This is a genomic window from Streptomyces canus, from assembly GCF_030816965.1.
In the GTDB taxonomy this organism is placed as follows: Bacteria; Actinomycetota; Actinomycetes; order Streptomycetales; family Streptomycetaceae; genus Streptomyces; species Streptomyces canus_E.
The window spans coordinates 187,943-210,496 of the sequence record NZ_JAUSYQ010000002.1; the positions used below are offsets into that span (position 1 = coordinate 187,943).

Genomic DNA, 22,554 nt, shown 5'->3' on the forward strand with positions numbered 1-22,554 from the left:
CGGATACCTCCCACGCGCGCGCCGACAACATCACGCCGGTCCGCCACTTCACCCGGGCGGCCGACAGGGTGTTCGCCGGTGTCCCGGAGGCGGACGCCGGAGAGCCGGCACCGCGCCGGTCGCCACGCCCGGAACGACGCCAATGCGCACGCCTCCTCGGTCGGTGTCAGACGAGGGATCCAGGGCCGGTCAGCGGTATCGGAGCAGGAGTCCGTCCACGTACGCCTCCAGCCGTTCTGCCAGCACCTCGGACGTCAGATCGTCCCGGCCCAGTTCACGCCACGGCCCGGCCGGCTTCGCCGCGTCGGGGCAGTAGTGCAGGGCGTCGAGCAGTCGCCAGTACAGGTGGTCGGGGTTGTCGGCGAGGTCGCGGCCGCCGTGTGCCTCGTACCGCTCGCGGAAGTCCAGCCCGTACGCCGGCCCGTGCAGCAGCGCGAGCGCGGTCGAGCAGTGCGCCACGTCCAGGTCTGCAGGTCCCCACGAGGTCTCGACCCAGTCCACGACACCGGTGATCCGCAGCTTGGGGCCGTCTCCCGTGAAGAGCACGTTCCCGGGGTGGAAGTCGCGGTGCAGGAAGCAGCCTTCGTACGGCGGTGGGTCGCGGCGGATCACGTCGACGGCCCGCTCCCACAGGGGGCCGTCCGGGGTGCGGACGCGTTCCGGGGACGTCCACGCCTGGTACGTGCGCGGCCTTTCGTCCGGTACGACGCTGTGCACGCGGGCGAGCTGGGCCGCGAGCAGGTCCAGGCGCCGGTCGAGGTCCTCCCCGTCCACGCGGACGCGGCCGGGCAGCGCGGACATCAGCAGGGTCGGGTGGTCGCAGTGTTCGGCCGTGGCGTCCACGGCGACGAGCTCGGGAGCCGGGATGCCTTCCTGCCCGGCGAGCAGCGTCAGGACGTTCGCCTCGCGGGTCAGCAGCCCGGGCCCGTGGTGGCGGAAGAAGGGCTTCACGAAGGCGCGTTGTACCAGGGCCGTGCCGTCGTCGAGCGTGAGCCGGCGCATCTGGGAGCTCCAGCCACCGGCCAGCAGGCGCATGTCGGTGACCGAGCGGCCGTGGCCGAGCTGCTTGGCCACCCACGCATGCGTGGCCGTCCAGCCACGGTCGTCGAGGCCGGTCAGCACCGCCTCCACGAACTCCCGCCGGTCCTCGCCATGATCGCGAAACCAGATTCCCAGCTGGTGCTGCGCGTCCGGAAGGTCGAACCGCGTGTACTGGGCGCGCGCGGCCAGCGCATCCTGTACGGCCTCGGTCACCGCCGACGGGATCACCGCGTCCGTGCCCGGCACGGCGAGCACCGCCCGGCCCTCGTACGCCCGCAGCACCTGAAGCGCGGGCGCCTCCCGCCAGCTGTCCGGCCGCCGGATCATCCCGCTGAACCGGCCGTTCCCGTCCTCGAAGGGCACGTCCCACGCCTCGGCGGTGTACACGGCGGGCGCGCACAGCCCCAGCGCCGCCACGCGATCCCCGTAGTGCCGGACGAGATCGGCCACCGTCTGCCCGCTCATGCTGAACCCCACAAGGACCAGCGGCCCGTCCACCCCCGCGTACGCGTCGATCACCGAGACGGCCTGCTCGAACCGTCGCCGCAGGCTTAACTCGCTCACTTTGCCGGTGCTTTCGCCGTGCCCGGAGAAGTCGAAGGCGAGCCCGCGACAGCCGTGGGCCACGAACTCCCGTACCAGCGGGTGCAGTCGCTCCGTGCTGCTGGTGCCTGCGCCATGCATCACCACAACGGTGCCCCCGGATGGATCACCGCCGTACACACCGCTGAGCCGTTCACCGTCGTGGTCGTGCGCGAAGTCGAAAAGCATGCCCCCTATTCACTCACGCCGTCGTCTCCGTCTTTCGAGAGCGGCACCGCCAGCACCCGACCCTGATCTCCGCTCTTGGGGCGGCGGCTGAGTTCGGCGGCTACCGCGCGCGGGGGCCGCCTGTGGCGGCGGCCCAGCCGGTGGCCGCCGATGGAGACGCCGAGGACCTCGCCGAGGACGGCGCAAGGCGTCGGCGCTGCGAGGTCCATCGGCACGCTGTTGCGCCCGCGCCGGGAGGGCAGGCCGTAGGTCGCGAGGCGCGTGCGTAGTTGGCGGGGCTGCGGTGGCGGCCGGGGTGGGTGCCGGGAAGGAGCCAGGCGTGGTCGGTGCTCCGGCCGAGCGCGAGGGCACCGTCGCGGTCTTCGGCGAGATGGATCAGGAACTGGTGCAGTGGTGGGGGGCACGGTGACGGGGTGAGGGCCGAGGGGAGACGGACGCCTTCGTCGGTGGTGATGGAGTCGTCGTGCAGGAAGCGGTGGACCAGACGCCGGCGGTCGGCGTCGCCGGCCAGCGTCCGGTACGGCCTGCCGCTGGGCATCGGCGGGAAGCGATCGGGCGCCGTATCACGAGATGGCACCGCTCCGACCTGCGCGCGTCAGTACTCAGTGACACGCTCAGCTTCAGCGCAGCCCTCCGGTGCACCCGCCGAGCAGCCCGCGACTGGAACACCTATCTGACCTCGCGATCCGACCAGACACCAACCACAGACTCGGAGCATCCTGGAACGGATGCTGAGCCGATCAGCTGTAGATGTCGCGCCCGGGCGCGCACATGGGGTTCGTCGCTGCGGCATCGCGGCGGATGAAGATTGCGGATTCGCCGCCGTTGACCGGGATCACCCAGCAGAGCTGATAGTGCCGGCGTAGGACTTCCCGCTTGGTGATCTCTGCGGGGGTGTTGTCCAGGGGCTGGCCGGGTCGATCGCGCAGGACGTTGATCTCAGGATGCTGGAGCATGCGCTGCCGGATGACGTCTGGGGACGCCTCGACGCCGTACAACGTGCCGGATGCAGCTGGTGTCTGCTGCAGCGCGATGTCGTCGAGCGGCCCGAAGACGGCGGGCCGGGCCAGGACCCACGCGCGGCGCCGTGCAGGCTGGAACAGGACTGGTTCGGGGGCGCCCGGAACGGTGACGGTGAGCCCCCAATAGCTTTCCACGGTGTCGGTGCGACTGGCCGGGGAGCGCATCTGCCAGTACCAGGGGCCGAGCGCTGAGAAGAGGGCGAAGGCAACGGCTGCCGTCGCGTACATCCGGCGCCGCCTGCGCGCCGGGTCCGCCTCTGCTCGGAGGATCCGCTGCCAGTGCCGTAGGGCCTGGCCGACGAGGAGCGCCAGCCCGGACATGCAGTAAAGGACGTAGCGATCGACGTACCACGGGTGGACGAGGGACACCGTCAGCAGGAACCCTGCGGGGACGATCAGGAGCGGTACAGCGGTCGTTGGAAGCGTCAACGCTCTGGCCGAGCCCTCGTCCTGCCGACGAAGCAAGAGGCCCAGGGCGGCTGCCACGACGGCAGGAACCACGAATCCCAGCCAGTCCTGCAGGCTCGGCCGGCCCAGCCAGTCCAGCTGCGCCGGCGCCTGACCAGCACTCACCACGGCCAGCGGAGCCACGGCACAACCGGCGAAGGCGATGCCCAAAAGCCAGCGCCTCCCGAGGCGTGGCATGTGCCCACTGCGCCAGAGCGTCACGGCGTGCGCGAGGATGACCAGCAGAGCGAAAACATGCAGCCACCCGCTCAGCAGCAGCAACCCTGCATACCCCGCCCACCAGCGTCGTCGGCTGTCCTGCAGCGCACGCACGAAGAACCACGTCGCCCATACCACCGCGGCGCTCACCAACGCATAGGAGCGGGCCTCTTGCGCGTAGAACTGCACCTGTGGGACGCACAGGAAAGCAACCCCGGCCAAGAATCCGGTCGCCGGGTCACCGAGCCGGCTGCCGATGGCGTGGACCCCCAGCACAGCGGTGAGCGTGCCGAGTGCCGAAAGGACTCGCAGTGTCAGGACGCCGTCGTCCCATGCCCCAAGTACGAGATGGGCCAGGAAGTAGTACAGGCCGTGGACCGCGTCGATGTTCTGCACCAGGAGCCACAACTCGCCGAGAGAGCGCTTGGCCACGGCATAGCTCACCGTCTCGTCCCGCCACGACGACGCGTCACGGTCGAGCTTCCACAGACTCACCAGCCAGACCAGCAGAACGAGAAGAACCGCGAGCAGTTGCCGATACCAGCGGTTCAGTCGATCTCGATCAAGCACCGGATGCCGCAGGTCAGGCGCCCCCCACTTCTTGAGATAGCTGAGCACCGTTGTCACGGAAGCCCGGTGCGGTGAACGCGACGCACGTAAGCGCTCGAACAGAACCCGACGACTCTCAAGCCTGACTGCCTGCACACGGCTTCCCCCCACGATCAACCTCCGTCGCTCCGGACCCAGTTGTACCGATCAAGCTGCATTAGACGGAACATACCGGCTGTCCGAGCCCGGTGATCGTGCGGCACCGAGGGGTCGGCGGGATGGCGGTGGCGGGTAATGGGAGAGGAAGAGCCATGGGCGCTTGTCGCCCCGGTATGAGGATCCTTCGGTCGCCCACCGGGGAATAGCTCGTGGTTGGATTACGTGACGCAGCAGCCCGCCCCGGCCTCTCCCCCGCCTATGTCCCCCGCCTGACGTCACCGCCACACTGACGGCGGCTCGGCGCGGCGGTCCCGGCCGGTCAGCGGATGTTCAGGCTCTTTGCCGACGCCGATGTAGTTGTCCTGGGTCTTCGCCGTCCCCGCTGCGTCGCCCGTGCACGGATCGGGACTGCCCGCAAGGAAGCCGTTCGCCGAACCACGCTCACCCTCATCGACAAGGAGATTTAGCGGTCAACGCCGAGGTCGACTCGCATGGACCGGCGCAGCGCGCCCACCGACCGCCAGACCACGTCATGCAGTCGCGGATGCAAGTCCGCAAGTTCCGACGCGTACGCGGACGGGTCGGCCCCGTACCGCTTGAGGTCACCGTAGAAGTGGTTCAACTCCTTCTTCGCCGCGCGAGAGGCGTCGAACACCACGTTGGGCACGACCATCTGCGCTTCTGCATAGCTGTCCCGGTAGGCCAGCCGAGCAGCTTCGAGGCTCTCCAGGCATGCGGGCACGTCCTCGTCATTCTCCAGCGCATGGAGGTAATTGCTCATCGCCGTCAGGTACTGGCGTGCGGAGGTGTTCAAGGTGATGTAGCAGGTGCGCCGCCGCTCCAGGTTCTGTTCCAAGTTCTCCAGACGCCGCGCTCGGTCCGCTCGGCTCTGTGTCAGCACGGCGGCCCCCAGTGTGCCCGCGACGCCCACCACGGCGATCCATATCCCCGACCAACTCGCGTCCACACGACCCCCGTTCAGTTGGCGCACGGTGTGAGGTACCGGCTCCCCATCGTGCCGGGCCACGCGTCCAGTGTCGCGGCTTCTGCGGAGACTGCCGCAGGCCAACTCCCGCGATGTCTCCCGGAGCGTTCCCATTCCCTGTTGCTGGACCCAGGGTCCATCGACGCGGCCGTCCCGAAGGATCTGGACCTGCACCTGGTCCTGGAAACGGCCAGGCGGTCATCCCCGACACCCTCCTCTACTACCGGCAAGCTCACGCCGACAACGGCGGCGCCCCGATGCTGCGGGCGTTCGTCGAGGTCGACCGGGCGACCATGGGGCCGGAGCGTCTCGGCGCCAAGCCGACCGCCTACGAGCGCCCGCGCCGCTATGTGCCTGCGGTCCCGGGCCCGGCCAACCCTGCAGGGGCCGGGGCGGGAAGAGTGGCGGCGACGCTACACGCTCTTCCCGCGGCTGCTGTTCGTCCTGGACGGCACCGGCCCCGTCGCCATTGAGAACCGGATCAGCGCCCTGCGTGCGGCCGCCGGGGAGTTGAAGCTGTTCGGCTTCCTGCACGAAGTCCCGGTCCTCGCGGCCCCGCTGACCGACCGCCTCCAGCACGGCCCCTCCGCACCCGTATGGCGGCCTGTCCAGAATCCCGGCAGCAGAGTCAGCTGGAATCAGCCCCGATACGGGTAGCCCACCCCTAGCGCCTAACAGCAGGCCGCGGGCGGTCTCCACCGCGACCGGTATCAGGGCCTCAGCGCAGTCACCGGCTTCAGCGCACAGGGCAAGCAGGCGGCGGAAAACGTCCGCGTCGTCCTTGATGCGCTGCTTGGCGACCAGCTTTCCCGTCTCGTCGACCAGCGCCACGTCGTGGTGGACTTCCGCCCAGCCGATCAGTTCGCAGCCCCAGCCCCCCCCACGGTCCCCGGTCTCTGGAAGGAACTCGGCGGCTCGCGTGCTGAGGGAGAGGTGGCCGCACGGACGGCCCAGGTCACGATCATGACGTCATCGTGGAGATGTGCGACGTACTCCGGCAGATGCACGGTGCCGGGGCCCTCTGCCTGTGGAGAGTGGTCCGGCTCCAGGTCTTGAGTAGGGGTCACCCGTCACCGTGCAGTGCCATTGGGCCTTGAGCATCGCTCGATGGCATTTCGTCACTGGGCATCGCTGCATCTCGCCGGTAACCCAGTCTTGGCGTGTGTGGACGAGTTGTTGGGGGCCATGGCCGGCCGCTGCGCGCTGTTCGCTAGCATCCCTGCGCATGACGATGCGGGGGTGGCGACTGGGTGTCGTGGCGGTGCTGGCAGCGATCTGTGTCTCCGGTCCAGGACGCCCGGAGGTCATCCGTACGGCGTCGGACCTCGGCCCCCTCCCGGCCGACCGCTACGACTTCACGCCGCAGGACTACCAGCGATCGCAGCGGGCATCGGCGTTGCTGGTCCGGCAGTGCATGGCGCAGCGTGGCCACCCGGACTTCCCGCTCGACCCCCGCTACCCCAGCGACCCCTTCGTCGCCACCGCGGTCAGCACCGACTACGGCGCCCTGGATCTCGCCACCGCCCGCCGCTGGGGCTACGGCTGGGACCCGGCAAAGTCCCGGGCTTTCCGGCCGAAGGGCCGCCGGATGACCAACGCCGAGTATGCGGACTTTCCCGCCTGCAACGCCGGGACGAACCGGCGGCTGATGCGCGGCATCGACCTCAAGCGGGACTGGCTCTACGCGAGTACACGGGCGATCGAGGTCGACAAGGCGGTCAAACGCGACCCGCGCCTCCGTGCGGCATGGGATGTGTGGTCCCGCTGTGTGGCAGAACAAGGGTTCCCGCGCTATCCCGACCCCGTCGCGGCGTACACGGACACCGCCTGGCAGCGGGGCCATGACGGCAACACCCGCCATACACAGCGGGAGCGGGCCACCGCCGCCGCGGACGTCACCTGCAAACGCCGCCACCATACAGCCGAGCTCTGGCACGCTGTACGGGCGCGGAAGCAGGCCGTGGACATCACTCGGCACCGCTACCGCTACGCCGCCGGACTGCAGGCGCTGCACACGTACCGATCCAACATCGCCGAGGTGCTGCGAAAGCTCGACTCCCGGTAGTTCGTCAAATCCGGAGGTAAAGGTCGATGCCGTGTCCGGTGGTGACCGCGTCGATCAGGGCCTGGAGCTCATGGGGTGGATCCGTGTGCGTCCATGCTTGCCAGCATCGGGTGAGGGTGATGGCCGGGGCGAGCCAGGACCGTATGACGCGCAAGGCCCTGGGCCAGCAGGGCCGTTGGGACTGGTTGAGTAAGGGTGGTCCCCTCTCTGGCCCCTTGTTGGGGGCACGGGTCCGGCGCGGTGGCATCCGGCGGTCCGGGTAGGGCGAACCACTGGTCTCCGCAGAAGGAGAAGGCACAGTTGACCGGGGTCTGGTGGCGGCGGATGGCGCGTGCGGAGCGGACCTGGAAGTCGGCCCAGTCGAGTTCGTCCTTGATCTGCTCATAGCTCTGCTCGATCCACGGCCGCAGACCGTAGAGGCGGACAGTCTCGGCGAGGTCGGCAGGCGGGCGCACTGGCCATGGCGTGGGGTGCGTCGGGGTGGGGCAGGTTGTGGCCAGGTACCACGTGGTCTTCTCCGGCAGCCGGGCCGGGTGGGTGGTGGCCACGACCGGCCGGCAAGGTGAGTCGGGGCCGTATCCGTCCGGACGGGCATCGGCGGCTCACCAGGTCTCGGTGTGCCCGTCGCGCCATCGAAGCCGCCCAGGCTCTGACCTGGCGCGGTGCCAGACGTCCTGGTGACTGGACGGCCGTGGAGCGTCAGTTGTGCGGCTTGAGCGCCACCACGTAGGCCAGGACCGCCACGCGCAGTGCGAGGTACCAGTCGTCGCTGATGGAGTAGGCGCAGTTGGGGACCACCGGCCGGCAGCCGAATCCCGCCGCCTTCCCACGGGCCGCGAGAGAGCAGCCAGTTGCGGTTTCGTACGGAAGGCCGGGTCGGAGCGGCCGCGGGCGAAGTGATGGGCGGGGGTATAGGACGTCGCGTGCAGCAGGTAATACACACGGCCGTCGGTCCACACCGTGGTCACCGTGACGATGCCGGTGTCCGTCTTGCCCAGCCGGCCAAGCCACTGCCTGCCCACATGCGCACTCGCCGTCCCATCCTTGCGGTCACCGGAATCATCGATCACGATCCCCCGCCGCCGTGCGGACCCGTCGCCGAATCCGCACGCAGCAGCTCAAGCCGCCGGTCGTTGACCTGCTCGACCTCCACGGGCGACTCGACAGGAAGAACTGCCTCTGCGCCCGCCGGGGGCGGCTCGTAGTCATCTGTTTGCAGCTCATGCTCAGACCAGGGTGGAGATGAGGACAACGCGAACGGTCAGTCTCAGGAGTGCCATTCGGTGAGTTCGTGACCGCCCGGCATGACGCCGGTTCTGGGCCCGAGTCAGCTCCCTGTCGGCGGCCCGCGCAGCGTCGAGTCCTTCCTTTCCTCAAGTTCTCCGCGCTTCTCGGGGAGTTCTTGTTCCAGCACGACGCGTCGTTGCGGTTGGCCGATGTCGGGTGAGGCCCCGAGCCCGGACTCTCTCCATGCCTGATCGCCGAGCTGCTCGGACAGCCGCTTCTCCAACTGGCGTACTCGCGCGGCGAGGCAAGTATTCCGCTCCAGCGCGTTGGCCAGGTCGGTCTGCAAGGAAGCTCGGCTGACGACAGCCAGTCGGCCCTCCTCCACAGGTGTGTCAGCAGCGGTGTGAACTCGTTCGATCAGGTCACGGTGACGGTAGAGGAAGCTGCGGCCGACTCGGGCAGCTCGGGCGAGGCCGGAGACGGTGATGTCGTCTCCGGTTCGCAGGACCGCATCCAGGACCTTGATCACGCGGTCCCGGCGCCGAGTGGAGTCAGCTCGCTTGCCTTCGATCAGGCTGGAGGCGAGTTGGCGTCGGATCTTCACCGCTTCGCTGACCGCCTGCAGTGCCTCCTCCTGGCGCCCCAGGACCCCAGCCGCATGGAATCAGGGCACCGACGTCACCCTTCACCTATGTCAGCTCCGAGAAGCAGGCGCAGGCCGTCGTCGATGACGTGCGTCTCAAGGGAGCGAAGGCCATCGCCTTCAAGTGGCGTTGAAAGAGGGGGCCGCCACCGTGCGTCCCCGCCGTCTGGGGCGGATAGAAAACCCCCCTCTGTCTTCACTCTCCCATCCCACCAGCACGGTGGTATGGACCGTCCAGCCCCTACCCCCGGGACCAACGAGCCCTGGCGGCACCGAGGAGGGGCGGGTCGCACGTCGACTGTCGGGTCAGCCGGGCCAGGTGCCGGTCAGCTGGCGGGCGGCGGTGGCGCCGCCGCGGTCCACGGCGGCTTTGACACCGGCGAAGATCGCGCCTTGGAGGACGGCTGCCGACAGGACCTCGCGCCAGGTGCGGTGCTCGTCCGTGGCGTCGGGAGCGTCCTCGTCGTGCCCGAGCTTCTTCCAGACCTGCTTGAACACCGCACCGGCCAGCACGCCGCTGACGGCGCCCATGGCCATGCCGACCGGCTTGTAGGCGATCTTCGAGGCTTTCATCGGTGCCTCCTGGAGCGGCGGATGAGCAGCAGTGCGATGAATGCGCCGGCGGCAGCGGCGAGCAGCGGGGTGCGGTTGGCGCGTGCCGCCTGCATGCCCTGGCCGGCCTTCTCGCGTACCGGCTCCGGGGCCTTCTCCCGGGCGAGTTGCCCGGCATGGGCTGCCTTGTCGCGGACCTGCTCGGTGGCTGCGGCGGCCTTGGCGCGCACCGGCTCCGGGGTCTTGTCCTGCACCACGTGGGCCGCGTGCGTCGCCTTGTCCCGCAGCTGCGCCCTGACCTGTGTCGTCTTCTCGGCGGCCTGCTGCCTGACGGCCGTCGCCTTCTCCTGGGCGCGGGTCTTGACGTCGGTCTTGGCCGCGAGTGCCTCAACGGTCTCGCCGAGTTCCTCGCGGGTCGCTTCCACCTGCTCGCGCAGTTCCTCCGGCGAGGGTGTGCCTTCATCGCCGGTGTGCGCTTTGTCCTGGGTCATCGCTGTGCCTTCTCCTTGATCTCGGCTACATCGGCCTTGACGCTGTCCATGGTCTGTTCCGGCGCCGGAGGGGATGCCTTGCTGATCTGCTGTTTGCCCAGGGTGGCCATCAGGGCGGTGACGGCGGCCAGGACGCCGGTGACGATCAGCGCCGCCACCCACACATCCATCACGAGCGAGAGCGCGGCGATCACGGTGGCGACCAGGGCCTGCAGGGTGAGGACACCCACCAGGCCGGCGCCGCCGAACAGGCCGCCGCCCTTGCCGAACCGCTTACCCTTCTGGGTCATCTCCGCCTGTGCCAGGCGCATTTCGTCGCGGACCAGCTGTGACAGCTGCTGCGAGGCACGCTGGACCAGGTCGCCGACCGGTTCCTGCGCTCCGCTGCCGGTGCGGGGAGAGCCTTCTACTGTCATGGGTGTTCACCTGTCTTTCATCAGCGTTTCCGGCAGGCCCTGCTCGCCACGGGGTGCCCGTGAGGGGCGACCGATCGGCAATCTCCTTCTACCGTCTGATCGCGGGTCCGAGTACCCCGGCATCGACGCACCACCGCTCGCCAGCGCACACGTCGCCGCAGCAGCCGCGGTGCGGCCGGTACCAGGGGGGCCGCAGCCAGCCCGAGGGCACCGCCGGCGGCCACGTCGGAGGGATAGTGCGCGCCGCTGTGCACTCGTTCCGCGGACACGGGCACCGCCGACACCGCACAAGCGGCGCCGACGGCCGGCCACACCGGCGTGACGGCTCCGGCGAAAGCGAAGACGGCAGCCGTGTGTCCGGAGGGAAAGGAGAAGCTGTCCGGCCGATTCTGCAGATCTTCCGCCGGAACCCACTCCCGTGGCGGGCGGCGACGCCGGTACAGCGGCTTGGCTACCGCGTTGGACAGCACCTGCGCCACCGCCATGCTTGTCACCCCAGCAGCAGCCGTGCGACCGCGCCACCCTCCGGCGGCGGCCATCACACCGGCCGCCGCCCACCACACCTTGGTGTGCTCGGCCATCTCCTCCACCGCGGGCGCGACCCTCCGCAGCCAGCGCGGCCCCCGTGCGATCGACCACCTGGCCGGCCGGTGACCCCCGACGCGCAGACCTGCCATCACTCTCATGATCAGCGACTTCCCGTCCCGGTCCGTCCCACACCGATCCCGTGATCGGCCCGACGCCCCCGCCCCAGGGGCCGGGAATGGGCCCGCGACGTTGATCTCCACCACTCAGGACTCAAGGCGGCGGCGGTCCTCCTCGTCCCACTTGCGGGTGTCCCGCGGCCGGACGTACGGCTCCTCTCCGGCCGGATGGCCGCCCGCGACGGCGCGCCGGCGGTGCATTTCGGCGTCGAACTCCAGGCCGAGCAGGATCGCCAGGTTCGTGATCCACAGCCACACCAAGAAGATGATCACGCCGGCGAGGGCGCCGTAGGTCTTGTTGTAGGAGGCGAAGTTCGCCACATACAGCGCGAACCCGGCCGAAGCGATCATCCATATCACCAGGGCCAGGAAACTGCCCGGCGTGATCCAGCGGAAGCCGCGGACCCTCGCGTTCGGCGTCGCCCAGTACAGGATCGCAATCATGATCGTGACCAGGACCACCAGCACCGGCCACTTGGCAATCGACCACACCGTCAAGAACGTGTCCCCGATCCCCAGCGCGGTGCCGACCTGCCGGGCCAGCCCGCCGGTGAACACGACGATCAGCGCACTGATGACCGCCATCACCATCAGCACCACCGTCACACCAAGCCGGACCGGCATCACCTTCCACACCGGACGGCCCTCGGGAACGTCGTAGACCGCGTTCGCGCTCCGGATGAACGCAGCGACATAGCCGGACGCCGACCAGATCGCGAGCGCCAGGCCGACGATCGCCATGATCGAGCCGAGCCCGCCGTTGTCCTGCATCTGCTTCACCGCGTTACTGAGGACGTCCCGTGCCGCGCCTGGGGCGAGCTTCTGGATATTGTCCAGCACCTGCTTCGTCGCCGACTGGCCGACGATCCCCAGCAGCGAGATCAGCGCCAGAAGCGCCGGGAACAGCGCCAGGATCCCGTAGTAGGTCAGCGCTGCGGCCCGGTCAGTCAGCTCATCCTTCTTGAACTCCTTCAGGGTGCCTTTCAGCACCGTCCCCCAGGAGCCCTTGGGCAGGTCCGTCGGAGTATCCGGCGCCTGCCGCTCCACCTGCTCATCCGGTCCGGCACCCGTCCCCCGCCCGGCCTCGACCTCCTGGCCGGCCGCGGTGTGCCTGCCGTTCCTTCCATGCCGTTTCAGTGTCCGTACCATGCCACTCGCGTATCCAGGCGAGCGCATCCCATACGCGGCATATGCGAAAAACCTCACCTCTCGCATGTTTTGTGATCTTTTGTGGCGATAGGGCGCACAACCCGTTTCCCCAGGCGGGCACGGTGCGTGTGAGCTGTGAGCCGAGGGCATGCGGCCATGAGGTCCCGCCGCTCCTGGTCGTGCTGCTCACCGGGGTGTGCGTATCACCGACGCGCGAGCGGCACAGTCTGCCGCCGTACCCGCTGAGCCGCGTGCCCCTCTCGCCCAGCGCGCTCGCCCGCAGATGACAGGCTCGAACCAGCGCCCGCGAGCACACCCCCACGCAGGTATCCTCACGGGGTGAACACCTACTGGCACGTCGTTCTCCCGCCGCTCTGCGCCTGACCGGGCGCAGACACTGACGGTTTGATCCCCGGCCCCGCCGCCCGCAGAGCGGGCAGGGGCTTTTGTCGTGCGCCCGTTTCGGATCGAGTCCCAGACGCATTCGACGACGGAAGATCACGACTGTGCCGAACCGCACTTCCCCTCTGAGTCCCGCGCGCTCAGCGACCACGGGCCCGCGCCCTTCTCGCACTGGCCTCCTCAGCGGCCCCGCGCCCATCCTCACCGCAGCCGTGCTGTGGGGTACGACCGGGACCGCCAGTTCCCTGGCACCCGCCGGTGCACCAGCGGCGGCCATCGGCTGCGCCGGTCTCGCCCTCGGCGGCATCCTGCTGTTCCTCACCTCCCGCGGCGCCCGCGCGCTACCCGCCGCCTGCACACGCCCCGAGCGGTGGCTGCTCGTCCTCGGTGTACTGGCGGTGGCCGGCTATCCGGTCACGTTCTACCCGGCTGTGGCCCGGACCGGCGTGGCGGTGACCACCGTGATCGCGCTCGGCAGCGCGCCGGTCTTCGCCGGACTGCTGTCCTGGATCATCGGACAGGCCCGGCCCACCGCACGCTGGACCGGTGCCACCGCAGCGGCTGTACTGGGCTGCACCCTTCTGGTCCTGGGCCCACAACTCACCGGCCACGCCTCACCCATGGACCTGACCGGCGTCGCGCTCGCCGCGTGCGCCGGACTGTCGTACGCCGCCTACTCGCTGATCGGCGGCAGGCTCATCACCCGCGGGCACCCCTCCAACGCGGTGATGGGTGTACTGTTCGGCGCCGCCGGACTGCTCGTCCTGCCGCTCGTCGTGTTCGTCGACACGCACTGGCTCGTCACCACTCGCGGCGCGACGGTGGCTGTCTACCTCGCCCTGTTCACCGTCTATCTGGCCTACCGGCTCTTCGGCCACGGACTGCGCCACACTCCGGCATCCGTGGCCACCTCGCTGACCCTGGCCGAGCCCGCCGTGGCGGCGGTCCTGGGTGTCACCGTCCTCGATGAACACCTGTCGAGCGCCTCCTGGTACGGGCTCGCCGTCCTCGCTCTGGCTTTGGTCCTCCTGACTGTCCCCGTCGGCACAGGCGGCCGTCGGGGCCGGTAGCCCCTGCTCTCCGGGTACGGTCCCAAGGTTGTTTCGGGACCGGACCCGGTGACCCGGACCGCTCAAACTTCCATCGCCGTTCGGCGTCGCCCCGGCGAGCGGCCGCCGGGGCGACACGTCATGCTGGGCTGCGTGGCTGTGTCGAGCTGATGCGGCTCCACGCGGCTGGGCGCGGACCGCTGCTGCGGCGAGGTGGGTGAACGGCCGACGTCGAGTCACACCGCCTGCCATGACGTCGCCTTGACTCGCCGCGCGTGAACCAACCCCTCGGCGAGCACTGCCTCCTCCTGTCGCAACGCGCGGCTTGCGACTCCCGAAGTGACCGGGCTCCGCGGTATTGCCACGCGCCGCGAGAGGACCGCCGCCCACAAGGCGGCGGTCCTCTCGCGGCGTTCATGCTCGGGCAGGCCCGTTCTCAGGCGGGACCCTAGCCGCACGCCTTGACGTGCGAGGTCGCCGGTACCGTGGTCATGCGTCCGGCTTGAGGGCCAGATCCATGCGGCGGACCCTATCGGGCCGCACGGTCGTCCTCCGGCGCAGCTCCGCGTAACCGGACGCGGTGACCTGGAGGACGTGCGGGCCCGGTTTCGCCGAGAACACGGTGTAGAAGCCGTCCCTGACGGCCGGGTCCTCGGGCGTGGCGGTGGTGAGGGTGGATTCGTCCGGGTCCGCGGTGTCGCTGACGGTGGCGCCGACCAAGCCGGCGCCGCTTGTGCCGTCTCGGACCGTGCCGACGGTCAGGCCCCCGGGAGTGGCCACCAGGACGCGGGTCTGGACGTTCACGTCGTCGAGTGCCCAGAAGTAGCCCCAGTTGGCGACGAAATGGAAGCGCAGCCGCACGGCGTTGTGCCCGGCGAACTGCCGGAGTGACACGGGCACGGTCAGGTGCTGCGCGGAGTCGCTGACCTTCGGCCCGGTCCAGACGTTCTCCCAGGTGGCGCCGTCGTCCGTGCTGGCGTCCACGGTCATGTGCTGCTGGGTGGGGTTGGCCAGGTACGCGGTCTTGAAGGTGAGTTGCGCCGACTGCGCGGCGGACAGGTCGTATGCGGGGCTGATGAGTTGGCTGTCCTGATGCGGTCCGATGGGTCCGTTGTCGCTCTCGACGACGGCGAAGGCGCCATCGCCGCCGGTGGAGTTGCCGCGTTGGGTGGGGTCGTCGAACTCCCATCCGTTGTCGGTACCGGCCGCGTTCACCACGCTCCAGCCCTGGGGCGCGGTCGCTGTGGACTCGAACGCCTCGGCCCGGTCGGCGCGTTCGAGTCGGTAGCCGATGGCAGTGGCGGTGTCGGGATCGGCAGTCAGCGCCACATTCGCGGTGACGGCCTTGTTGTGGACCGCCACCGGCCGTCCGAGGGATTCGTAGCCGGGCAGGGCGGCGGTGACGTTCAGCGTGTAGTCGCTTCCCTTCGGCAGGCTCATTTCGTAGGCGCCGGTGACCGGGTCGGTCCAGACCGGGGCTTCCGGGGACCCGCTCACGGCGAGTCGGGCGTACAGCGGCCAGCCGTGCCCTGACCCGTCCTTGACGGTGCCGTGGACGCGCTCACGAGGGATCGGAGAGAGTCGGAAGTCGCGGGTGAGGGTCTGGCCGTCCGCGATGTCGAGGGTGACCGGCGTGGTCGTCGTGTAGCCGAAGGCCTTCACCGTCAGGGCGTCAACCGCGCCCGCGGGGAGGTCGAGCGTGTACGCCCCCTGTGCGTCGGTCGTGGCGACGTCGAGCCCGGACCCCACAGTCGCGTGGGCGACCGGCTTGCCGGTGGCCGCGTCCTTGACCGTACCGGAGAGGGTGCCGTGCGGTCCGCTGCGGAAGGCGGCCAGGCCCGCCGGGGTGCCCAGGCCGGTCGGACCGTCGTAGCCGGTGGCGGCGTTGCACAGGTACGCGACGGAGCAGGTTCCGTTCGACCCGGTGGTGATGTCGTTGAGACCGCCGCCGTGCGCGGCGTAGGGGTAGGAGTTGGGGGAGGTGCCGGGGCGCGGGGGCCCGGCCAGCGCGTAGACGGAGGCGATCACCGGCGTCGCGACACTGGTGCCGCCGTAGCGTTGCCAACCGGTGCCCTGTGAGCCGTAGGTCAGGTAGACGGCAACGTTGTCGGCGACGGCTGACACGTCGGCGACGCTCCGCCCCGCGCAGCCTGTGTCCTGCTGGAAGTCCGGCTTCGTCTGATGGGACGCGCACCCGGAGCCCGGCCCGTAGGAGTCTCTGGCCCAGACGGTCTCCGACCAGCCGCGGGCACTGGCCGGGTCGGCCGTCAGGGTTGTGCCGCCGACCGCGGTCACGGACGGGAGGGTCGCGGGGAAGGAGACGCCGTATTTGTTGTCGCCGCTGGCCGCGACCACCGCGACGCCGGGATGGTCGTAGGAGGACCCGTAGGTCGCCAGGTCGGTCGGGTCGTCACCAGTCCTGCCATAGGAGTTGGAGACGTACTTGGCGCCGAGGGCCACGGCCTCGTCCACACCGGCGGCGAGGTTTTCCAGACCGTCGTTGTCTGTCTCCACCAGCAGGATGTCGGCGTTCGGTGCCGCCGCGGAGACCATGTCCAGGTCGAGGGCGATCTCACCCGCCCAGGCGTTGCTGGGGAGCGGGTAGTTGGTGCCGCCGCGCTGGTCCACCTTCCGGAAGCAGCCGTTGGCCGTGGTGCAGGGAGGCAGGCCGTACTGGGCGCGGTAAACGGCCAGGTCTGCCTCGGCGTTGGGGTTGTCGTAGGCGTCGACGATCGCGATGGTCTGGCCGGCGCCCCCGTCGGCGGGCAGGCTGTAGGCGCTCTGAATGTCCTGCGGACCGAGCCCCGCGGGAACCTCGGACGCGCTCAGCCGCATCCTGGCCGGCTGGTCCGTCGCGCGCATGGCGTAGCAGGTCGCGTGCCCCTTGGCCGGGGTGCCGCAGACGGGTGCCAAGTCGGGCTCGGCGTCTGATGCGTCCTGAACTGTGCCGGTCGTGGCCTGCGCGACCGGGGGCGGTGCGGCCTGCGCAAGGGGCTGGACGCCCAGGAGTGCCAAGGTCGCGACACCGAGAATCGCCGCGCCGCGATGGAATGTGCGAAAGGCCGGGAACACGCCTCTCGCACGAGTGGATATCGACACATGAGGCCAATCATGACTGGGCCCTCAACTCGGGCCGGACCAAAGTGAATACGCAGATGTGCGGGCGATCAATTAGCCGATGCCAATTGGCGGCCTGTCAACCCCCGACTTGTTGCCCGCATGTGTCGTCGTCGACCCGATCGAGACAAACCCCAGCAACGCATCCGGCCCGGACCGTGGCCTGCGCCCCACCCGTTCAACACGCCATGCGCAGCCTCGGGGAACAAGCCGCCGACGGGCTTCTCACTTGCGCAGGATCACATATTCCGCACGGTTCACCCTTGCCGAGCAGGGTAAGCAGGCAACAGAATGAAATCGCTCTCCCAGTTCTGAACTCGGCTCCATCCGGGCGTTTTGTCTTCCTCCGGGAAAGCGTCAAATCGAGTCGGGAAGAATAGCGAGAACGGATCGGACGAGGTGGTGCTCCGACCCTTACTCGTTCGAGTTCGGTGTCTCCAACGGCAGCCAGCCTCGTTCGGCTGCGCGGAGGGCGATCTGGAAGCGTGTTCTGGCGCCGAGCGCGGTGCCTGCCTCGCTCACATGCTTTTGCACGGTGCGGCGGCTGATGTCGAGTACCCGGGCGATGGCGTCGTCCTTCATCCCGGTCGCCATGAGGTCGAGGATCGCCTGGGTTCGTTCGTCGAGCGGTGTCGTTTCCCGGGTCGGGCGGGGGGCGGGCCAGTCCTGCCGGCTTTCGAGTGACACCGGCACCGCATGCTTCCAGATGGCCTCGAACAGGGCCGCGAGGGCGGCGACGAGGGCAGGTGAGTGGACCACGAGTGATCCTGCCGAGGGGCGGTCGTCGTGCAGGGGCAGGAGGGCGGTGGTCCGGTCGAACAGGACCAGTTTGACGGGGAGTCGGGAGCTGAGCCGGAACTCGCCCCCGCCGGCACTGCCCCGCAGCGCCGTCTCCAGTGACACCGTGTCCGTGAAGCCCTCGGTGTCGTAGACCGACCGCAGCCGTATTCCCTCGCGGTACTCCGGCTGTGCGGTGCCCCTTTGGTCGGAGGCAGCCGGGGGCCCGGTCACATAAGGCGGCTTGGCCAGGTGCAGTACTTCATGGGTGCTGCCCTTGAGGAGATGCGCATAGCGTGCGGCGACTTCCTCGTTGTCTTCCAGGACCTCCACCAGGTGCGGAGCGTGCGGGTGGGCCGCGACGTCGTAGATCTCGTGAAGTTGCTCCATGTACGACTCGGCGCGGGCCAGTTCGGCGCGCCTGCGGGCCAGCAAGGAGCCCAGGGACGAACGTGGCGGGCCGGCCTTCCACCGCGGGGGCCGGCCCGCGATGGGGATGATCAGAAGCGCGTCCTCCAGAGACCGCAGAGCCGTCTCGGCCTCTTCGCGCGACGCGCCGACCGCTTCCGCCACAGTGAGGGCACTGGCGGAAGCGTGCCCCACCAGATACTCCAGGACTCGGCCGCTGAGCGAGTCCAGCCCTATGCCGGCCCAGGGTCTGTCCGACGTCCCATCCATGCAGCCTGACGCTCCCGCTGTAGTGCGCTTCGGTGTTGAACGTGTCGCTGCCGTATCTGTGCGCACCGGCGGCCGCGGGGCCGCCGCCCGCAAAACGCAAGCGCATGTGCGCAGTTGCGCGAAGCCGCGACAGCCGGATCTTGTCGCGCATGACGCGACACCGTCAAGGTGGGCACGCTCCCACCAGTCCCAAGGACGCGACTGGACCTGCGCACAACTGCCAGTACGCCCATTCAAGTCGAGGGAATCCTTTGACACTCCACCCCTCCGGAAGACGGCGCCGCCTGCTCGTGGTCGCGACCGCCCTCCTGGTCACCGCGGCGACCCCGCACGTGGCCTCCTCCGCAGACATCTCGCCGACCGACAACTCGGCCCGTGCCACCCGCACTTCTGACAACGTTGCCCCATCCGTCGTCACCCTGGTGACCGGCGACAAGGTCACCGTCGCCCCCGGCGCGGCCGGCGGCCCCGGCACGATCACCGTTGAGGGTCCCGGCGGCGAGTCGACCGGCGCCCGCGTGCTGACCGTGGGCGGCGACACCTACGTCTATCCCGACGCCGCCCGCCCCTACCTGGCGTCCGGCGCCCTGGACGCCCAACTCTTCAACGTCTCCCGGCTCGTGGCCGACGGCTACGACGACGCGAAGCTCAAGCACCTGCCCCTCATCGTCACCTACGGCGGCAAGGAGGCCCCCGCCTCCGCCCTGCGCAAGCGCGCCGTCGCCATGCCGGGCGATGTCACCGACGTACGCCCCCTCACCAGCGTCAACGGGGTGGCCCTCGCCGCCGACCGCGAGGACACCGGCGCCCTGTGGAGCGCGCTCACCGGCACCGCGTCCGACTCCGGCTCCGGCTCCGCGAAGGCACCGGACGTCGACGCGGACGCGGCCTTCCGCGGCGGCGTCGCCAAGGTCTGGCTCGACGGCAAGGCCGAGGCCACGCTCAGCGACTCGGTCGCCCAGATCGGCGCCCCCGAGGTCTGGGCGGGCGGCAACACCGGCGAGGGCGTCGACGTGGCTGTCCTCGACACCGGCTACGACCCGGGCCACCCCGACCTGAAGGACGCGGTCGAGGACAGCGCCAGTTTCGTCCCCGGACAGGACGTCACCGACCGCCACGGCCACGGCACGCACGTCGCCTCCACGATCGCCGGCAGCGGTGCCGCCTCCGACGGCAAGGAGAAGGGCGTCGCACCCGGCGTCGACCTGCACGTCGGCAAGGTCCTGGCCAACGAGGGCTACGGCTACGACTCCTGGATCCTGGCGGGCATGGAGTGGGCCGCCCGTGACGCCCACGCCCGGGTCATCAGCATGAGTCTGGGCAGCAGTGAGAACGCCGACGGCGAGACCGTCCTCGCCCAGGCCGTGAACGAGCTGAGCGCCGAGACCGGCGCCCTGTTCACCATCGCCGCCGGCAACGACGGTCCCGGTGCCCAGACGGTCCGCTCGCCCGGCACCGCCGACGCCGCCCTGACCGTAGGAGCCGTCGACTCCTCCGATGCCATCGCCGAGTTCTCCAGCCGTGGCCCCCGCTACGGCGACGACGCCCTCAAGCCCGAGATCACCGCGCCCGGCGTCGGCATCCTGGCCGCCCGCTCGCAGTACGCGGCCAACGGCAGCGGCTCCTACATGACCGCCAGCGGCACCTCGATGGCGACCCCCCACGTGGCCGGCGTGGCCGCGCTGGTCGCCGCCGCGCACCCCGACTGGTCCGGCAGCCGCATCAAGGACGCCCTGATCAGCACCGCCAAGGCCACCCCCGACATCAGCGCGGACGACGGCGGCAACGGCCGGGTGGACGCCGCCGCCGCGGCCTCGGCGACGCTCACCGCCACCGGCAAGATCGACGCCGGCATCCACTCGCCCGGCACGGACACGGGCACGGTCCGGTCCACGGCGACCTGGACCAACACCGGCGACCAGGCCGTCACCGTGGACCTGGCGGTGGACGCCCCCGGCGTTGCCGACGGCGTCTTCACCGTCTCCCCCAGCCGCGTCGAGGTCCCCGCGCACGGCACCGCGACCGCCACCGTCACCACCGACCTGGACAAGGCGGGCGAACTCCAGCGCCGGACCGGACAGCTGACGGCGTCAGCCGCGGGCACCACGCTGACCCGAACCCTGCTCGGCGTCAGCACCCGCCAGCAGCTGTTCCACGTCCGCACCAAGGTCACCGGCCGCTCCGGCGAGGCCACGGACGGCATCCTGACCTTCTACCGCAAGGGCGACGAGTACGCGGGCACCTACCTCTACAGCAACGGCCAGTCCGACGAACTGCTGCCGCCCGGCACCTACACCGTCTACGCCGACTTCCGGGTGGAGGGCACGCACGGCCCCGCCTCGGCCGGATACGCCCGCATGGTCATCCCCCAGGTGAAGGTCACCGGCACCACCGACCTCGTACTGGACGGCACGAAGCTCAGGCAGGTCAAGGAGGTCACCCCGAAGAGGACCGAGAACTTCTCCCGGCGCCTGGACTACTACCGCGTGTTCAAGGACGCCTCCTCGGTGGCCGACACCTCGCTGATCGGCGACGGCTACGACAGCATCTGGACGGCGCCCACCACAGCGCCAGCTGACGGCGAGCAGTACCTCACCGCCCGCTGGCGCAACCAGGAGCCGCTGCTGTCGGTGACCGCCGGCGGGCAGGAGTTCGACGACCTGTGGATCATGCCCGGATCGACGAAGCTGCCCGAGAACGACTACACCCTCGACCTGATCCACCCGGGCTACGGTCTCGCGGAGGACTACGAAGGCGTCGACGCCGCCGGCAAGGCCGCCGTGGTGCCCTGGGACTCCAGTGACGAGGACACGGCGGACGACCAGATCAGGGCCGCGCAGACCGCGGGCGTGAAGCTGCTGCTGTTCGTCAACGACCTCGACGGGCGTCTGCGCGAGCCCGTCATCAAGTCCTCCATCGAGGTGGTCGGCCTGTCCCGCACGAACGGTGACAAGCTCCTGGCGAGCGTCGACGCGAGCACCACGGGCAGTGTGCCGCTGCGGGCGGTCTCCCGCCCCGACACGGACTACCTGTACGACCTGGTCCGCACCTGGAAGGGCCGCATCCCCGCCCACCCCGTCTACGCGCCCACGACCGGTCAACTGGCCCGGGTGGAGACCTCCTTCCGCAATTCCACCGGCCGTGAGGTGTACGAGAACCGCTACGACATCCACCCCTGGACCGCGTACCAGGTCGGCACCAACCGGCTGAGCACGGCCGGCGCGCACCGCACCGACTACGTCAGCACCGACAGCACGTTCTCGTGGGCTGAGGAGGGCGAACTCCAGTCCCTGTCCTACAGCGCATCCGGATCCGTCACCTATCCGGCGGGCAGCACCACGGACGTGGAGTGGTTCGGACCCGTCGTGCGGCCCCGCATCAACGGCAGCGTCCAGCCGCCCGTGCGCACCGGCGACCAGCTGGACGTCGTCATCCCGTCCTGGGGCGACTCCGGCGGCGACCACGCCAACTACGTCGCCTTCGGCAGCACCGACACCACCCAGGAGACCTCGCTGTACCGGGGCGACACCCTGGTCGCCGAGGGCGGCGCCGGGGTGAGCGCGACGGTGCCGGCGAAGAAGGGCACCTACCGTCTGGTGCACGCGGCGACCCGTACCGCCACGGCCGCCTTCCCCTACTCGACCGCCACGCGCACCGAGTGGACGTTCACCTCCGCGGCGCCCAAGGACCCCGACGCCGACGAGCAACTCCCGCTCGTCCAGGTGGACTACGCCCTGCCGACGTCGGACGAGGGCAAGGCAGCCGCCGACGCCACCCTGCTCGTCACTCCGCTGCACCTGGAGGGCGGCTCCAACGCGGCGCTCAACACCCGCAAGGTGGAACTGTCCTACGACGACGGCGCGACCTGGACGACGGCCCGCCTCAGCGGCAGGGGCAACGGCAAGGTGAGCCTGCGCCTGCACGCGCCCGCCTCGGCGCAGTACCTCACGCTGCGCGTCCAGGCCGGTGACAGCCGCGGCAACACCGTGACGCAGACCGTCGTACGCGCCGCGGGAATCGCCGGATGACCTGACCCGACCTCGGCCTGACCGAAGCCGCCCGGCGATCCCCGTACGAGCGCCGGGCGGTAT

The 22,554-nt window shown here is 69.8% G+C and carries 16 protein-coding genes and 1 pseudogene; 4 read left to right on the forward strand and 13 right to left on the reverse strand.

The window, feature by feature from the left end; genetic code table 11:
- Positions 1-189: 189 nt before the first annotated feature.
- The 4 genes from QF027_RS01750 to QF027_RS01765 form a co-directional block, all read right to left on the reverse strand.
- Positions 190-1,812, reverse strand: coding sequence for an alpha/beta fold hydrolase (locus QF027_RS01750; RefSeq protein ID WP_307072202.1), 1,623 nt, complete (start codon positions 1,810-1,812; stop codon positions 190-192).
- A gap of 100 nt (positions 1,813-1,912) precedes the next feature.
- Positions 1,913-2,350, reverse strand: a complete 438-nt coding sequence (locus tag QF027_RS01755; RefSeq protein WP_307072203.1) for a hypothetical protein — start codon at positions 2,348-2,350, stop codon at positions 1,913-1,915.
- Positions 2,351-2,552: 202 nt separating this feature from the next.
- Positions 2,553-4,118, reverse strand: a complete 1,566-nt coding sequence (locus tag QF027_RS01760; RefSeq protein ID WP_306987040.1) for a glycosyltransferase family 39 protein — start codon at positions 4,116-4,118, stop codon at positions 2,553-2,555.
- Between the two features lie 553 nt (positions 4,119-4,671).
- The gene (locus tag QF027_RS01765) at positions 4,672-5,235 is read right to left on the reverse strand and encodes a hypothetical protein (protein WP_307072204.1); all 564 of its coding nucleotides are present in this window, start codon (positions 5,233-5,235) and stop codon (positions 4,672-4,674) included.
- A 306-nt stretch (positions 5,236-5,541) separates the two neighbouring features.
- Between QF027_RS01765 and QF027_RS01770 the strand changes: the two genes are divergently transcribed.
- Both QF027_RS01770 and QF027_RS01775 read left to right on the forward strand, forming a co-directional pair.
- A complete protein-coding gene (locus QF027_RS01770; RefSeq protein WP_307072205.1) occupies positions 5,542-5,850 on the forward strand; it encodes a hypothetical protein in 309 nt (102 codons plus the stop codon).
- Positions 5,851-6,418: 568 nt separating this feature from the next.
- Entirely contained in the window at positions 6,419-7,258 is an 840-nt protein-coding gene (locus QF027_RS01775; protein ID WP_306987045.1) for a hypothetical protein, read from the forward strand.
- A 68-nt stretch (positions 7,259-7,326) separates the two neighbouring features.
- Here QF027_RS01775 and QF027_RS49985 read toward each other — a convergent pair.
- The 7 genes and pseudogenes from QF027_RS49985 to QF027_RS01815 all read right to left on the reverse strand — a co-directional run.
- A pseudogene (locus QF027_RS49985) lies at positions 7,327-8,434 on the reverse strand (IS701 family transposase); the annotation flags it as partial.
- 151 nt (positions 8,435-8,585) lie between these two features.
- Positions 8,586-9,014: a hypothetical protein gene (locus QF027_RS01790; protein ID WP_307072206.1), complete on the reverse strand. Its 429-nt coding sequence runs from the start codon at positions 9,012-9,014 to the stop codon at positions 8,586-8,588.
- Between the two features lie 420 nt (positions 9,015-9,434).
- The gene (locus QF027_RS01795) at positions 9,435-9,701 is read right to left on the reverse strand and encodes a DUF4235 domain-containing protein (protein WP_306987050.1); all 267 of its coding nucleotides are present in this window, start codon (positions 9,699-9,701) and stop codon (positions 9,435-9,437) included.
- Positions 9,698-10,171, reverse strand: coding sequence for a DUF3618 domain-containing protein (locus QF027_RS01800; protein ID WP_307072207.1), 474 nt, complete (start codon positions 10,169-10,171; stop codon positions 9,698-9,700). The genes QF027_RS01795 and QF027_RS01800 overlap by 4 nt, the downstream gene beginning before the upstream one ends.
- Positions 10,168-10,587 (reverse strand): phage holin family protein, encoded by a 420-nt coding sequence (locus QF027_RS01805; protein ID WP_306987052.1) that lies wholly within the window; start codon positions 10,585-10,587, stop codon positions 10,168-10,170. The genes QF027_RS01800 and QF027_RS01805 overlap by 4 nt, the downstream gene beginning before the upstream one ends.
- 20 nt (positions 10,588-10,607) lie before the next feature.
- The gene (locus tag QF027_RS01810; protein ID WP_307072208.1) at positions 10,608-11,273 is read right to left on the reverse strand and encodes a phosphatase PAP2 family protein; all 666 of its coding nucleotides are present in this window, start codon (positions 11,271-11,273) and stop codon (positions 10,608-10,610) included.
- Positions 11,274-11,378: 105 nt separating this feature from the next.
- A complete protein-coding gene (locus QF027_RS01815; RefSeq protein ID WP_306987139.1) occupies positions 11,379-12,440 on the reverse strand; it encodes a YihY/virulence factor BrkB family protein in 1,062 nt (353 codons plus the stop codon).
- Between the two features lie 506 nt (positions 12,441-12,946).
- On the opposite strand from QF027_RS01815, the gene QF027_RS01820 reads away from it, so the two are divergent.
- Positions 12,947-13,912: a DMT family transporter gene (locus tag QF027_RS01820; protein WP_307072209.1), complete on the forward strand. Its 966-nt coding sequence runs from the start codon at positions 12,947-12,949 to the stop codon at positions 13,910-13,912.
- 468 nt (positions 13,913-14,380) lie between these two features.
- On the opposite strand, the gene QF027_RS01825 is transcribed toward QF027_RS01820, so the two are convergent.
- Positions 14,381-16,906, reverse strand: coding sequence for a carboxypeptidase regulatory-like domain-containing protein (locus QF027_RS01825; protein ID WP_307072210.1), 2,526 nt, complete (start codon positions 16,904-16,906; stop codon positions 14,381-14,383).
- Between the two features lie 516 nt (positions 16,907-17,422).
- Positions 17,423-18,463, reverse strand: coding sequence for a helix-turn-helix transcriptional regulator (locus QF027_RS01830; protein WP_307072211.1), 1,041 nt, complete (start codon positions 18,461-18,463; stop codon positions 17,423-17,425).
- Between the two features lie 251 nt (positions 18,464-18,714).
- Between QF027_RS01830 and QF027_RS01835 the strand changes: the two genes are divergently transcribed.
- Positions 18,715-22,491: a S8 family serine peptidase gene (locus tag QF027_RS01835; protein WP_307072212.1), complete on the forward strand. Its 3,777-nt coding sequence runs from the start codon at positions 18,715-18,717 to the stop codon at positions 22,489-22,491.
- Positions 22,492-22,554 lie beyond the last annotated feature (63 nt).

Bases quoted from the DNA above. Each gene is read 5' to 3' on its own strand.
- QF027_RS01750 (WP_307072202.1), bottom strand. From the start codon at position 1,812: ATGCTTTTCGACTTCGCGCACGACCACGACGGTGAACGGCTCAGCGGT.
- QF027_RS01755 (WP_307072203.1), bottom strand. From the start codon at position 2,350: ATGCCCAGCGGCAGGCCGTACCGGACGCTGGCCGGCGACGCCGACCGC.
- QF027_RS01770 (WP_307072205.1), top strand. From the start codon at position 5,542: ATGTGCCTGCGGTCCCGGGCCCGGCCAACCCTGCAGGGGCCGGGGCGG.
- QF027_RS01775 (WP_306987045.1), top strand. From the start codon at position 6,419: ATGACGATGCGGGGGTGGCGACTGGGTGTCGTGGCGGTGCTGGCAGCG.
- QF027_RS01795 (WP_306987050.1), bottom strand. From the start codon at position 9,701: ATGAAAGCCTCGAAGATCGCCTACAAGCCGGTCGGCATGGCCATGGGC.
- QF027_RS01800 (WP_307072207.1), bottom strand. From the start codon at position 10,171: ATGACCCAGGACAAAGCGCACACCGGCGATGAAGGCACACCCTCGCCG.
- QF027_RS01805 (WP_306987052.1), bottom strand. From the start codon at position 10,587: ATGACAGTAGAAGGCTCTCCCCGCACCGGCAGCGGAGCGCAGGAACCG.
- QF027_RS01810 (WP_307072208.1), bottom strand. From the start codon at position 11,273: ATGAGAGTGATGGCAGGTCTGCGCGTCGGGGGTCACCGGCCGGCCAGG.
- QF027_RS01815 (WP_306987139.1), bottom strand. From the start codon at position 12,440: ATGGTACGGACACTGAAACGGCATGGAAGGAACGGCAGGCACACCGCG.
- QF027_RS01830 (WP_307072211.1), bottom strand. From the start codon at position 18,463: ATGGATGGGACGTCGGACAGACCCTGGGCCGGCATAGGGCTGGACTCG.